Genomic DNA, 12504 nt, shown 5'->3' on the forward strand with positions numbered 1-12504 from the left:
TGACCGGAGCCACCGTATACGCGCCACCGGACGCGACCCGAGCGACGGGTAGCGTCCGGCGCCATGCGTGTGCTGTTCGCCAGTCTTGCGTCCGTCGGTCACACCTATCCGCTGATCCCGCTGGCGATCGCCGCCCGGGACGCCGGTCACGAGGTGCACTTCGCCGCCGGCCCGGCGGTGCACGCGCCGCTGGCCGCGAACGGCCTGCGGCCGTTCCGCCCGGGCGACGCCTTCTACGAGGTGTACGCCGAGGATCTCGAACCGGAGCTGGCGCGGCTGAGGCCCGACCTGGTGGTGCACGAGTGGGGGCTGCCGGGGGCGGCCGTGGCCGCTCGTCGGGCCGGCATCCCGGGCCTCTGGCACGGCTTCGGGCGGATGTTCCCCGACGGCATCGGCCTCGACCTTCCCACCCGGAACACCGAGGTGGCCGGTCTACCGCACCTCGACATCTGCCCGCCTTCGCTGCAGGACGCGAACTTCCTCGCCACCGAACGTCGGATCGAGCTGCGACCGGTCCCGTTCTCGACGCCGACCCCGCTACCTGAGTGGGTGAGCCGTCGGACGTCCCGGCCGCTGATCTACCTGACCCTCGGTACGGCGTTCGGCACACCGGAGTTGCTCCGCACGGTCATCGCCGGCCTGGCGACGCTGGACGCGCAGGTGGTGGTCGCGGCGGGTCGGGTGCCTCCGGAGCAGCTTGGCGAGCTTCCCGACCAGGTCACCGTACATCCCTGGGTGTCGCAGGTGGAGTTGCTGCCGCTCGTCGACGTGGTGGTGCACCACGGGGGCAGCGGCACCACCCTCGGTGCGCTCGCGGCGGGCGTACCGCAGGTGGTGTTGCCGCAGGGTGCCGACCAGTTCGCCAACGCCGACGCGCTCGGCGTCGCCGGCGTCGCCGTGCGGCTGCTGCCGGAGGAGGTGAACGCGGACGCCGTCGCCGAGCGGACGCACCGGCTGCTGCCGCAGCACGGCAACGCCGAGCATCGTGACGCGGCCCGCGTGATCGCCGAGGAGATCGCCCGCATGCCGTCGCCGGCGGCGGTGGCCCAGCGACTACCGGAGTACGTCGGTTCGGGAGGGTGAGCAGGGGAGGGGAGATCGTCAACTCGGGGTTGACGATGAGACTGCGTCAACCTATGGTTGACGCATGACGGAACCTACCCAGATCAGCAACCCGGTCAAGCTCGATGACCTGATCCAGGCGATCAAGAAGGCGCACACCGACGCCCTCGATCAGCTCACCGACGCGGTCATCGCGGCCGACCACCTCGGCGAGGTTGCCGACCATCTGATCGGTCACTTCGTCGACCAGGCTCGGCGCTCGGGCGCCTCCTGGACCGACATCGGCCGCAGCATGGGAGTCAGCAAGCAGGCGGCCCAGAAGCGCTTCGTGTCGAAGGCGTCCGACGGGTCGCCGCTCGACCCGAACGACGGCTTCGGTCGGTTCACCCCCCGGGCGCGCAACGTGGTGATCGCCTCGCAGGAGGAGGCCCGGGCCAGCGGAAACGCCGAGATCGGGCCCGAGCACCTGGTGCTGGGTCTGCTGGCGGAGCCGGACGGGCTGGCCGCCAGGGTGATGGCCGGTCGGGGCGCGACTCCCGAGGCGGTGCGGGAGACGGTCGGCGCCGCCCTGCCGCCGCGGGTCGACCAGGTCCCGGACCTCATCCCGTACGACGCACGCGGCAAGAAGGCGTTGGAGCTGACCTTCCGGGAGGCGCTGCGCCTCGGGCACAACTACATCGGCACCGAGCACATCCTGCTCGCCCTGCTGGAGCAGGAGGACGGCAGCGGTGTGCTCACCGACCTCGGTCTGACGAAGCCGTCGGTCGAGGCGGACCTCGCCACCGCCCTCGCCGCAGTGGTCAAGGCCGCCTCCACGGGCGGCGACGCCCAGTAACGGCACCAGGGCCACCATCCCGCGCCGTCCCGCGAGCCAATGTCCTCGGTGGGGCGGCGCGGCGTTTCCCTCGCCCAGACGGCGTGCGACGTGGTGCCGGCGTGGGATTGCCTGCCGACGGCGGGATCCGGGTCGTAAGTCCGGAAGGTTGTATATGCCGTCACGGGTCCGCGCCCCGGACGGCTCTCACCTAGCCTCGGTTGGCCATGCGCACATCAACGCATGGGCATTCGTGAACGGGGGAGCGTTTTGAGAAATTCTTCAGACAGTCTGTGCGGCGAACGCATGCCGGCCCACCGACTCCGGCTGGGCGAGAACTGTTGACTGGAGCACAGGTCCGGGCGGTGGGCGTCCTGGTGACGCTCGCCGCCCTGGCGGGGCTGACCGCATGTACACCGGCAGACAAGCCACTGACTGCGCTACGAGTCGTCAACGGACAGCCGGTTCTGGTGGTGGCGGAGTGTGCCGTATTCACGGCGACCAGGATCGCCGTGTTCGCCGAAGAGCCCGCGCCGCCCGCGAAGTGGGCGATCGAACGTGAGGGCACCGAGCAGCTTGCGGCGGTGACCCTGTTGCAGCCACCGCCGGGCTGGAATGTGGCCGAGCAGTCACTCGCCGCGTTCGAGCCCGACATCGAGTATGCGGTCACCGCCTACGGCTATCAGAGCAATGCTGAGCCAATTGACTTCACCCTGGACGAGGTGACCGGGCTCGGGCCGGATCAGGTTCTCGTCAGCGGTGCCGGCACGAAGCGGAAGGCGGTCACTGAGACCGCCTTCCGTGATCGGGCGAAGAAGGCCTGCTGACGCGGTGGCTCAGGAAACGTCGGGGAAGCCGTAGCGCAGGGCGTGCTCCGGGTCGGCTGGGTCGATCTGGCGCACGCCCGCGTCGGCGAGGCGCTTGTTGACCTCGTCGAGCTGCTCGCGAACCAGTCGGGCCTCCTCCTCGGTGACCCGTCCCCGGTGCGGCTTGCCGGCGTGCTCCAGCGTGCCGTAGTCGATCTTCTCGGTGCTTTTGCGGGCCTTGGGCGGGCGGACCCGCTCAGCGGTCTTCAACAGCTGCGCCATCGGCACGTCGGTGGCCATCGCGTCGAACTCACTGGCGGTCAACACCACCCGGCGGGGCTCGCCGCCGCCGTGCCGGTCATGGATCTCCACCACCGCCACGTCCAGGGCGGCGTCGTCGAGGTTCTCCACCTCGGTCGGGGTGGCGTCCAACTGCACGGGCCCGGCGACCAGGTCCGGGTGCTCCAGCACGACGACGCGGACCACCTCGTCGTCCTGCTGTAGAACCGTGCCGCTGAAGTCGGAGACGTGGATCGTCTTCTTGCCCATGCGCGGAGCTTCTCCTGTCGTTGGCCGGATGGCGGACCACAAGAAATTACCCGACAGGTGTGCGAAAGCCCTCGCTGGACCTCCCCGGTGTGTCGCCGTCCGGATGAACTCGTCAGCTGCCCTTCGACCGGTGTCAGTGGGTGTTCAGGCGATGCCTGCCGGAGCTGCCGACGGACAGTTTGTTCAGCCCCGACCAGGACAGGGTGCCTCGGCCGACCGCCCGGGGGTTCCGGTAGCGCGGCTGGGGCGGGACGCCGCCAACGCTCTCCGCTGCCCGCCAGAGTCGCTCGGGGTCCTGCTGGAAGTGGTCGTTCGGCTGAATCGGCATGCGTTTACCGTCCCAAATAAAGGTGTCCAGGTATGGAAATACATATGACGGTCGATAGGTGAGGTTGGTTCCCTGGCGCTCGGCTGGCTCCGGCCCTGACGGTTCGTCCGCCCGGCCCGGCCGCCCGGCGTACGGTGATCCACGACGGCCGGGGTGACGGGGGAGGTCTGCATGCTCGACCGGCGGCTCCAGCTGCACCTGGCCACCTGGCTCGGCCAGTGGCCGGCCGGGCCGGGGCTGCACGTGGTCGCCTCGCATCGGCGGGCCAGGCCGGCCTGGGACGGTCGACTGCGCCCCGCACTCGCCGTGGACACCGGGCGGAGCGCAGTGCTCTCCGTGGCGCCGGATCGGGTGGCGGCGATCCGCTCGCTGGTCCGGCGTACACCGGATCGGCTGCTCGCCGCACTACCGGAGGCCGTCGGGTTGCCCGACTGGTGCGTGCACGACGGCCCCTTCCGGTGGAGCGTGGCCCCCGCGCCGCTTCCCGACGTGGGGGAGTGGACCGAGCCGACGGCTCCCGGGTTGCCGCCCTGGCTGCGGCTCTTCGACCGGCCGGTGCTGGTGGTCCGTGACCCGGACGGCGGCTACCTGGCGGGCGCCGGGATCAAACGGCATGACGCGTACGGGCACGAGTTGGCCATCGGCACCGTGCCGGCCGCCCGGGGTCGCGGCCTCGCCCGCCGACTCGTGGCGCAGGCGGCGCGGCGGGTCCTCGACGAGGGGGCGGTGCCGACGTACCTGCACGAGCGGGACAACCAAGCCTCCGCCCGGGTCGCTGACGCGGCCGGTTTTCCGGACCGGGGCTGGCGCGCGTACGGGGTCTATCCGCGCTGAGCTCACAACGGGCGCGGACCGTGGACCCCGGGCCGGATCCACGGTCCGCAACCTCCCCCCAGGCCCCGGTTCCGGGTGTGCCGGTCGCGCTCTGCGCGGGCCGGGACATGTCGATCACGCTACGTATCGATCAGGCGCTCGGCAAGGGGCGAGCTGTCGGTTCGGAGTGTCGAAAAGCGGACTTGACCTGCGGTTGAGCGGTTGAGGGTGTCATCCGCCGGGGGCGGCAGGGTCACCCGCGGTGGTCGTCGGAGTGCTCCGTCGTCAGGTCAGACCGAGCGCCTCGGCCGCCGCCCGACCGTTGGCGTGGCTCGCCCCGTACGTGGTGACGAAGGCGCGTACGCCCTGCGGGCGCCACTGTGCCGGCCACCCCATCTCCACCACGGTCACCGGATGCTGCGCGGCCAGGTCGGCGATCAGCTCGGGGCCGCCGGGCAGCCGGTGCAGGTGTCGCCCGACCAGCACGATGGGCCGGTCCCCGGCCAGCTCGCCCAGCCTCGACGGGTCGGTCTCGGTGGCGATCACCCGCAGCTCCTGCACCCCGCTCAGGTGTGGACCGAGGCCCCACGGCACCCGCCCCTCGGCGATCGTCGACTCGGTGTGCAGTTGCACCACCAGTGGTCGGTCCAGGCCGTTGAGCACGCCGTCCACCCGGACCGCGCGGCGCGCTGCCGCGTACCCCAGGTCGGTGTCGCTGGCGGCGGTCGACCCGACGGCGGCCCGGGTCCAGGCGGCGAGGTCGGCGGCCCGGCCGGCTGCCTCCTCGACCCGTGCGGTGGCCAACCGGCCGTCGGTGAGGGCGTCGACGATCTCGGCGGCGACCCGCTCGACGAGCTGGGCGTCGACCTTCGCGCCGATGCAGAGCAGGTCGGCGCCGGCGGCCAGGGCCCGGACCGCGGCCGGCCCGACGCCGCCGGCAGCCACCGCGGCGCCCTTCATCTCCAGGGCGTCGGTGATGACGGTGCCGGTGAAGCCGTACTCGGCGCGGAGCAGGTCGACCAGGACGGCCCGGCTGAAGGTGGCCGGGTCGGTGCCGGTCAGCGCGGGCACCCGGATGTGCGCGGTCATCACGGCGCGGGCCCCGGCGGCGACGACCGCCGCGAACGGCGGCAGGTCCCGCTGCCGCAGCAGGGCCAGCGGGGCGTCCACGGTGGGCAGCTCGTGGTGGGAGTCCGTGACGGTGGCACCGTGCCCGGGGAAGTGCTTGGCGCAGGCGGCGACACCTGCGGCCTGCAACCCGGTCACGGCGGCGGCCGAGTGGGCGGCCACCCGCACCGGGTCCGCCCCGAAGGACCGGGTGCCGATCACCGGGTTGTCGTCGGCGGTGTTGACGTCCACCGTCGGGGCGAGGTTGACGGTGATGCCGAGCGCGGCCAGCTCGGCGCCGATCGACTGGTAGACCCGTCGGGTGAGCGCCACGTCGCCGATCGCGCCGAGAGCGGCGTTGCCGGGGTACGGGCTGCCGGTGGCGTGTGCCAGCCGGGTCACGTCGCCACCCTCCTCGTCGATGGCGATCAGCACGTCCGGCCGGCCGGCGCGTAGCGCGGCGGTGCTCGCCGCCACCTGCGCGGGGTCGTGCACGTTGGTGCCGAACAGGGTGTGCCCGGCCAGTCCGTCGGCCAGCAGGTCGACCGCCCAGTCCGGCGGGACGGGCCCCGGGTACGCGGCCAGCAGCGTGCCGAGCGCCAGCCGGCGCAGTCCTGGATCCAGCCCCACGTGATCTCCCCCTTCGGTGCCCCGGCGGGTACGGATGTCGTACCGGTGGGGATGTTCGCCCTGCCGAGTCGGCCGAGCGCCCCACCTTCGGGTGGCCGTTACGCTACGGCTACCCGTTCGCAGGTCGGTTTACAGTTAGCAAAGTTTACTAAAACTAGAGGACGTGTCATGAGTGCGACCCGGCTACCCGGCACCCCCCGCCTGTTGCGGGCGCTCAACGACCGTGCCGCGCTGGAGCTGCTCCTCGAACGCGGTCCGCTGACCCGCGCCCGGCTCGGCGAGCTGACCGGGCTGTCGAAGGTCACCGCCTCCCAACTGGTCGAGCGGTTGGAGGAACGCGGCCTCGTCACCCGGGTCGGCGAGCAGGCCGGCGGGCGGGGGCCCAACGCCCAGCTCTACGCCGTCCGTCCGAGCAGCGCGCACGTGGTCGGCGTCGACGTCGGACCGGATCGGGTGGTTGCCGCCTGCGCCGACATCACCGGCGCGGTCATCGGCCGGGTGGAGCAGTCGACCAGGGACACCGACGACCCGGTGGGCGTGGTGCACAACGCCGTGGTGCAGGCCGCCAGCAGCGCCCAGGCGCAGCTGAGCAGCGTACGGCGGATCGTGCTCGGCACGCCGGGCCTGGTCGATCCCGGCACCGGCGACATCACCTTCGCCTTCAACCTGCCGCGCTGGCACAGCGGCCTGCTCGCCGCGCTGCGCGACGACCTGGACACCCCGGTGGTCTTCGAGAACGACGTCAACCTGGCCGCGGTGGCCGAGGCGCAGTCCGGCGCCGCGCAGGGGCTGGCGGATTTCGTGCTGGTCTGGGTGGGTGCCGGTGTCGGCCTGGCGATCATGCTGGGCGGCCGGCTGCACCACGGCAGCAGCGGTGCGGCCGGTGAGATCGGCTACCTGCCGGTGCCCGGCGCGCCCATTCCGCGCGACGTCTCCCGTCGTGCCAAGCCGGCCTTCCAGCAGTTGGTCGGCGCGGACTCGGTGCGCGCGGTGGCCCGTGAGCACGGGTACCCGGACGCCGACGCCGCCGGGGCCATCCGCGCGGCCGTCGCGGCCGGCGCCGACGGCGGCCCGATGCTCGACGAGTTGGCCCGCCGGCTCGCGCTCGGTGTGGCCAGCACCTGCGTGGTGCTCGACCCGCCGCTGGTCGTGCTCGCCGGCGAGGTGGGTCAGGCCGGCGGCGCCGCGCTCGCCGACCGGGTGCAGCACGAGGTCGCCGCGATCACCCTGGTGCAACCTCGGGTGGTGCCGACCGGGCTGACCGAGGAGCCGATCCTGCACGGCGCGCTGCGCACCGCGCTGAACGCCGTGCGCGACGAGGTGTTCGGCTCCACCGTCGGCTGAGCCCGCTGCGGCGGTCACGTGAAGGAATATTTCACCGCCGGTCGGCCTGCTGCAAGCCGTTGCCGTCGACGCAGTGGTTTCACCGGGCCGCCCGTGAGCGGACGGGCGACCCGGCGAAACCTCAGATCAGGTCGCGTCGGCGGAACACGGCGAACGCCGCCGCGGTCAGCCCGCCGGTGATGGCGAGCAGCACCAACAGCGACGGCAACCAGGTCAGCGTGTAGAACCCCTCGCAGTAGGAGCCAACGTTGCTGCCCTGGCAGATCCGTGTGTCATAGAAACGCGCCTCGCCGTTGAGCCACGCCCCGATGTGGCTGGAGAGCATGAACCGGTCCGACTGTGGGGCGTCGATGATCTCCAGGACCAGCCGACCGCCCAACTCCCAGACCACCACGTACGCGGCGAGCGCGCCGAGAGCCGCCGAGGTGTGCCGACCGAGCGTGGCGATGGCGAAGCCCATCGCGGTGGCCAGCAGCACCAGCACCAGACCGCGCCCGTGCACCGCGCCCAGCTCGCGCCAGAACTCACCGCTCAACCGGCCGGCCAGCCCGGCGGTCTGCCCGATCACCCAGAACGTGGCGAGATAGGCCACCGACGCCAGCAGGGCCAGCACCAGCACCGTGCCGAGCAGGGTGCCCAACTTGGCCCCGAGCACCGTCAACCGGCGCGGTCGCCAGAGCAGCAGGTTCACCACGCCGCCGGAGTTCAGGTCAGCGCCGATGTAGGAGGCACCGACCAGGAACCCGAACAGCACCAGGAACGCGATGAGGAAGTACAGCAGCGGCCGCGCCTGCTGGGCGAAGCTGAACACCCCCGGCAGGAAGTCGGCGGCGATCGGCAGCCGGGACTGCCGGATCGGGTCGATCTCCGAGCAGTCGGCGGGGAGGTACAAACCGCTGTCCTCCGTCGGCAGCGAGCCGCCCTGGCGGGCCAGGCACTCCCGGTACGCCGTCTCCATGCCCTGCCGCGCCTCGGTGGCCTGCGCCCGCGCCGAGTTCAGCTCACTCGCGCTCGGCTTGTGGGAACCCGCAAGGGTGGTCGCCGCCGTCACCGCGAACGCAAACGCCAGCAGGACGACCATGAGTTGCACGAAGCGACGGGCGGACAGTCGCTCCAACTCGGCACGAACCAGGTTCACGCGTCCACTCCCCGATCGAGATCGATCACCGCATCGCCCTGACCGCCGTACGGCAGCGCCGAGTCGTCGACCTGTCGGGGCACCGACGGGTGCGCACCCGTCAGCTCCAGGAAGACGCTCTCCAGATCAGGCCGCAGCGGCGTCAGCTCGCCGACCCACAGCCCCTGCTCGCCGAGCACCCGGCTGATCACCGTCGGGTCGCTCGCCCCACTCACCACCAGCGCCTCGCCGTCGACGACCGCCGTCAGCTGGGCCGCGTGCAACAGCTCAGCCGCGCGCTCCGGGTCGGCCACCCGCACCAGGAACTCGTGCCGGTCGTAACCCGCCAGCACCTCGTCCACCCGACCGGCCGCCACCCGACGCCCCTGCGAAATGATCGTGACGTGGTCGCAGATCAGCTGGATCTCACCCAGGATGTGACTGGACACCAGCACTGTCACCCCGCTCGCCGCCAGCGACCGCATCAGATCCCGCATCTCCCGGATGCCCGCCGGGTCCAACCCGTTCGCCGGCTCGTCCAGGATCAGCAACCGCGGGTCCTTCAGCAGCGCGGACGCCACCGCGAGACGCTGCTTCATGCCCAGCGAGTAGCCCTTCACCCGCTCGTCGCCCCGGTCGCGCAGGCCCACCAGATCCAGCGCCTCGTCCACCCGCGAGATCGGCACCCCGCCGGCCCGGGCCAACAACCGCAGCGTGCGGTACCCGGTGAAGTTGCCGAAGAACTGCGGGCTCTCCACGATGGCGCCCACCTGGCCCGCCACCCGGGGCAGCAGCTCCGGCGACGGCTGGCCCAGCACGGACATCCGGCCGCTGTCGGCGCGTACCAGCCCGAGCAGGGCGCGCAGGGTGGTGGTCTTGCCCGAGCCGTTGGGGCCGAGGAAGCCGTGGACCTGGCCCGCCTCCACCAACAGGTCGAACCCGTCCACCGCCACCCGCCGGCCGTTGCGCATGCTGTGGAAGGTCTTGCGCAGACCCTCGATCTCGATGACCGCGCTCATCCGCGCGGCTCCGTACCTCGACGGGGCATGGACCGTCCTCCGGACTTGGTGATCAACGACACGGCGCTTCACCCTATTGCCGAGGCGCCGCCCATGGGGGGCGCCCCGACGCTGCGTGGTTGGATGGAGCGGTGACTGACCTGATCCCCGGCGCTGCCGGCGCCGCGCCTGCCGCCGCTCCTGTGGACCCGGATCTGGTGGTCAGCCTCGACGGCGTCGGTGTGCGCCGCTCTGGCACCGCCCTCCTCCAGAACCTGACCTGGCGGGTCGAGCTGGACGAGCGTTGGGTCGTGCTCGGCTCCAACGGCGCCGGCAAGACCACACTGCTCAACCTCGCCGCCGGCCGGCTGCACCCCACCACCGGTGTGGCGCACGTGCTCGGCGAGCGGATCGGCCGCACCGACGTCAACGAGCTGCGCACCCGGATCGGCCTGACCACCGCCGCGCTGGCCGAGCGACTGCCCGCCGACGAGCAGGTCAGCGACGTGGTGGTGACCGCAGCCTGGTCGGTGGTCGGCCGCTGGCGCGAGAGCTACGAGCGCGGCGACGTGACGCGGGCGCTGGCACTGCTCAGCCAACTCGGCGTCGGTGGCCTCGCCGAGCGCCGCTACGGCACCCTCTCCGAGGGTGAACGCAAGCGGGTGCAGATCGCCCGTGCCCTGATGCCCGACCCGGAGCTGCTGCTGCTCGACGAGCCGGCCGCCGGCCTCGACCTGGGTGGTCGGGAGGACCTGGTCGCCCGACTGGCCGAGCTGGCGTACGACCCGGACGCCCCGGCGATGGTGCTGGTCACCCACCACGTCGAGGAGATCCCGCCGGGGTTCACCCACGCGCTGCTGTTGCGCGAGGGTGGCGTGGTCGCCCAGGGCCTGCTCGCCGAGACGCTGACCGGCGACAACCTCTCCAAGACCTTCGGCCTGCCGCTGGTGGTCGAGCGCCGGGGCGACCGCTACACCGCCCGGGCCGCCTGAGCGTCGGCCGGGGCGGAGACGACAGTGCCGCAGACCCGGGTTGCCGTGGTGGGCAGCGCCAACATGGACCTGGTCGCGATGGCACCCGCGCTGCCGCGACCGGGCGAGACCATGCTCGGCACCGACTTCGTGATGGTGCCCGGCGGTAAGGGCGCCAACCAGGCCGTCGCCGCGGCCCGGGCCGGAGCGTCCTGCTCCTTCCTCGGCGCGATCGGCTCGGACGCCTTCGGTGTCACCCTCCGGGCCCGCATCACCGCTGCCGGTGTGGACACCAGCCAGCTGCGAGTGGTCTACGGCACCTCCGGGGTGGCCCTGGTCATGGTCAACGCGCAGGGGGAGAACGCCATCATGGTGACCCCCGGCGCCAACGGCGCGCTGGTCGGCCTCACCGACGAGGAGTTGGCCACGGTGAGCGCGGCGGACGTCCTGGTCGCCCAACTGGAGATCCCGGTGCCGACCGTGACGGCCGCGGCGGTGGCCGCCCGCGCCGCCGGCACCCGGGTCATCCTCAACGCCGCCCCGGCGCGGGACCTCCCACCCGAACTGCTCGCATCGGTGGACCTGCTGGTCGTCAACGAGGGCGAGGCGCAGGCACTTGCCGGCCGAGGTCGGGAGGAGCCCCGGGCGCTGCTCGACCTGGCCCCCCGGGCCGTGCTCACTCTCGGCGGCGAGGGCGCCTGGTACGTCGACCGGGACGGCGCCGAGGTGCACGTGCCGGCGGTACGCGTCGACGTGGTCGACTCCACCGCCGCCGGTGACGCGTTCACCGCCGCGCTGGCCGTCGGCTGGGGCGAGGGACGTGACCTCATCGACGCGGTGCGCTGGGCGTCGGCGGCCGGCGCTGCCTGCGTTCGCAAGCTCGGTGCTTCGGTGGCGCTTCCGCAACGCGCCGAGATCGACGAGCTGTACGCGCAGGTCTGACCCACCCGCGTCACGCCGGCCGGCCCGCGCCGGTCCGGAAGGCCCTGCGGTACGCCGACGGCGAGGTCAGCATGAGCCGACCGAAGTGGTGCCGGTAGGTGACCGGCGTGTCGAAACCCACCGAGCGAGAGACCTGCTCGACCGGGGCGTCCGTCTCCTCCAGCAGGGTGAGGCTGGCGCGGACCCGCTGGGTCGATCAGCCATCGGATCGGGCTGGTCCCGGTGGCCCGGGCGAAGTGCCGCAGGTAGGTGCGGGGCGACATGTGCGCCTGCCCGGCGAGCTGCGCCACGCTCAGCGGCTCGGCGAGATGGGCGAGCGCCCAGTCGATGCTGCCGGCGATCCGGTCGTCGTCCGGGTCGGTGGGCACCGGCGCCTCGACGAACTGGGCCTGCCCGCCGTCGCGGTGTGGCGGGATCACCAGCCGACGGGCGACCGCGTTGGCGATCGCCGCGCCATGGTCGCGCCGGACCACGTGGACGCACAGGTCCAGCCCGGCGGCGCTGCCGGCGCTGGTGAGCAGGTCGCCGTCGTCGAGATAGAGCACGTCCGGGTCCACCTCGACCCGTGGGTAACGCCGCGCCAGCAGCTCGGCGTACTGCCAGTGGGTGGTGGCCCGCCGGCCGTCGAGGAGCCCGGCGCCGGCCAGCGCGAACGCGCCCGAGCAGATCGACATGATGCGGGCACCGCGTCGGTGCGCCCGGCGCAGCGCGGTCACCAGCTCGGGTGACGGGTCACCGGTCACGTCCGGCACGCCGGGCACGATCACCGTCCGCGCCTCCGTCAGCTCGGCCAGGCCGTACGGGGTGTGCAGGCTCGCCCCGCCGACCACCGGCACCGGCCCCGGCCGCTCGGCGCAGACCACCAGGTCGTACCAGTCGACGCCGAACTCGGGTCGGGGCAGCCCGAACACCTCGGTGACGATGCCGGTCTCGAACACCGACATTCCCGGGTACGCGAGCACTGCCACGCGGTGCGCGGCTGCCGGTCGTCGGGGCGTCGGCAGGCGCGGGCCGGTGGTCGTG

12 protein-coding genes and 1 pseudogene are annotated in these 12504 nt (G+C 72.5%); 7 read left to right on the forward strand and 6 right to left on the reverse strand.

What is annotated here, in order from left to right:
* Positions 1–63: 63 nt before the first annotated feature.
* From HNR22_RS25240 to HNR22_RS25250, 3 genes are all read left to right on the forward strand, one after another.
* Positions 64–1083: a glycosyltransferase gene (locus HNR22_RS25240; RefSeq protein WP_179782431.1), complete on the forward strand. Its 1020-nt coding sequence runs from the start codon at positions 64–66 to the stop codon at positions 1081–1083.
* Between the two features lie 64 nt (positions 1084–1147).
* On the forward strand, positions 1148–1897 hold the full coding sequence (locus tag HNR22_RS25245; protein WP_179782432.1) for a Clp protease N-terminal domain-containing protein: 750 nt from the start codon (positions 1148–1150) through the stop codon (positions 1895–1897).
* Positions 1898–2241: 344 nt separating this feature from the next.
* Complete coding sequence (locus HNR22_RS25250) at positions 2242–2703, forward strand: hypothetical protein (protein WP_179782433.1); 462 nt, start codon at positions 2242–2244, stop codon at positions 2701–2703.
* A gap of 9 nt (positions 2704–2712) precedes the next feature.
* Here the strand turns inward: HNR22_RS25250 and HNR22_RS25255 are convergent, their stop codons facing one another.
* Positions 2713–3231, reverse strand: a complete 519-nt coding sequence (locus HNR22_RS25255) for a hypothetical protein (RefSeq protein ID WP_179782434.1) — start codon at positions 3229–3231, stop codon at positions 2713–2715.
* A 133-nt stretch (positions 3232–3364) separates the two neighbouring features.
* Positions 3365–3559: a DNA repair protein gene (locus HNR22_RS25260; protein WP_179782435.1), complete on the reverse strand. Its 195-nt coding sequence runs from the start codon at positions 3557–3559 to the stop codon at positions 3365–3367.
* A 171-nt stretch (positions 3560–3730) separates the two neighbouring features.
* On the opposite strand from HNR22_RS25260, the gene HNR22_RS25265 reads away from it, so the two are divergent.
* Positions 3731–4393 carry a GNAT family N-acetyltransferase gene (locus tag HNR22_RS25265; RefSeq protein WP_179782436.1) on the forward strand — a complete coding sequence of 221 codons (663 nt, stop codon included), beginning with the start codon at positions 3731–3733 and terminating at the stop codon, positions 4391–4393.
* 264 nt (positions 4394–4657) lie between these two features.
* Here HNR22_RS25265 and HNR22_RS25270 read toward each other — a convergent pair whose 3' ends face one another.
* Positions 4658–6109: a glycoside hydrolase family 3 protein gene (locus HNR22_RS25270; RefSeq protein ID WP_179782437.1), complete on the reverse strand. Its 1452-nt coding sequence runs from the start codon at positions 6107–6109 to the stop codon at positions 4658–4660.
* 168 nt (positions 6110–6277) lie between these two features.
* On the opposite strand from HNR22_RS25270, the gene HNR22_RS25275 reads away from it, so the two are divergent.
* A complete protein-coding gene (locus HNR22_RS25275; protein ID WP_179782438.1) occupies positions 6278–7453 on the forward strand; it encodes an ROK family transcriptional regulator in 1176 nt (391 codons plus the stop codon).
* Positions 7454–7574: 121 nt separating this feature from the next.
* Here HNR22_RS25275 and HNR22_RS25280 read toward each other — a convergent pair whose 3' ends face one another.
* Together HNR22_RS25280 and HNR22_RS25285 are read right to left on the reverse strand one after the other, a co-directional pair.
* On the reverse strand, positions 7575–8591 hold the full coding sequence (locus HNR22_RS25280; protein WP_179782439.1) for an ABC transporter permease subunit: 1017 nt from the start codon (positions 8589–8591) through the stop codon (positions 7575–7577).
* Entirely contained in the window at positions 8588–9589 is a 1002-nt protein-coding gene (locus HNR22_RS25285; protein WP_179782440.1) for an ABC transporter ATP-binding protein, read from the reverse strand. The genes HNR22_RS25280 and HNR22_RS25285 overlap by 4 nt, the downstream gene beginning before the upstream one ends.
* A 131-nt stretch (positions 9590–9720) precedes the next feature.
* On the opposite strand from HNR22_RS25285, the gene HNR22_RS25290 reads away from it, so the two are divergent.
* Together HNR22_RS25290 and HNR22_RS25295 are read left to right on the forward strand one after the other, a co-directional pair.
* A complete protein-coding gene (locus HNR22_RS25290) occupies positions 9721–10560 on the forward strand; it encodes an ABC transporter ATP-binding protein (protein ID WP_343059956.1) in 840 nt (279 codons plus the stop codon).
* Positions 10561–10584: 24 nt separating this feature from the next.
* Positions 10585–11481 carry a PfkB family carbohydrate kinase gene (locus tag HNR22_RS25295; protein ID WP_179782442.1) on the forward strand — a complete coding sequence of 299 codons (897 nt, stop codon included), beginning with the start codon at positions 10585–10587 and terminating at the stop codon, positions 11479–11481.
* 10 nt (positions 11482–11491) lie between these two features.
* Here HNR22_RS25295 and HNR22_RS25300 read toward each other — a convergent pair.
* Positions 11492–12425, reverse strand: a pseudogene (locus HNR22_RS25300) (helix-turn-helix domain-containing protein).
* Between the last annotated feature and the right edge of the window lie 79 nt (positions 12426–12504).

Source organism: Micromonospora jinlongensis, assembly GCF_013410645.1.
Taxonomy (GTDB): Bacteria; Actinomycetota; Actinomycetes; order Mycobacteriales; family Micromonosporaceae; genus Micromonospora; species Micromonospora zamorensis.

Bases quoted from the DNA above. Each gene is read 5' to 3' on its own strand.
- HNR22_RS25240 (WP_179782431.1), top strand. From the start codon at position 64: ATGCGTGTGCTGTTCGCCAGTCTTGCGTCCGTCGGTCACACCTATCCG.
- HNR22_RS25245 (WP_179782432.1), top strand. From the start codon at position 1,148: ATGACGGAACCTACCCAGATCAGCAACCCGGTCAAGCTCGATGACCTG.
- HNR22_RS25255 (WP_179782434.1), bottom strand. From the start codon at position 3,231: ATGGGCAAGAAGACGATCCACGTCTCCGACTTCAGCGGCACGGTTCTA.
- HNR22_RS25260 (WP_179782435.1), bottom strand. From the start codon at position 3,559: ATGCCGATTCAGCCGAACGACCACTTCCAGCAGGACCCCGAGCGACTC.
- HNR22_RS25265 (WP_179782436.1), top strand. From the start codon at position 3,731: ATGCTCGACCGGCGGCTCCAGCTGCACCTGGCCACCTGGCTCGGCCAG.
- HNR22_RS25275 (WP_179782438.1), top strand. From the start codon at position 6,278: ATGAGTGCGACCCGGCTACCCGGCACCCCCCGCCTGTTGCGGGCGCTC.
- HNR22_RS25285 (WP_179782440.1), bottom strand. From the start codon at position 9,589: ATGAGCGCGGTCATCGAGATCGAGGGTCTGCGCAAGACCTTCCACAGC.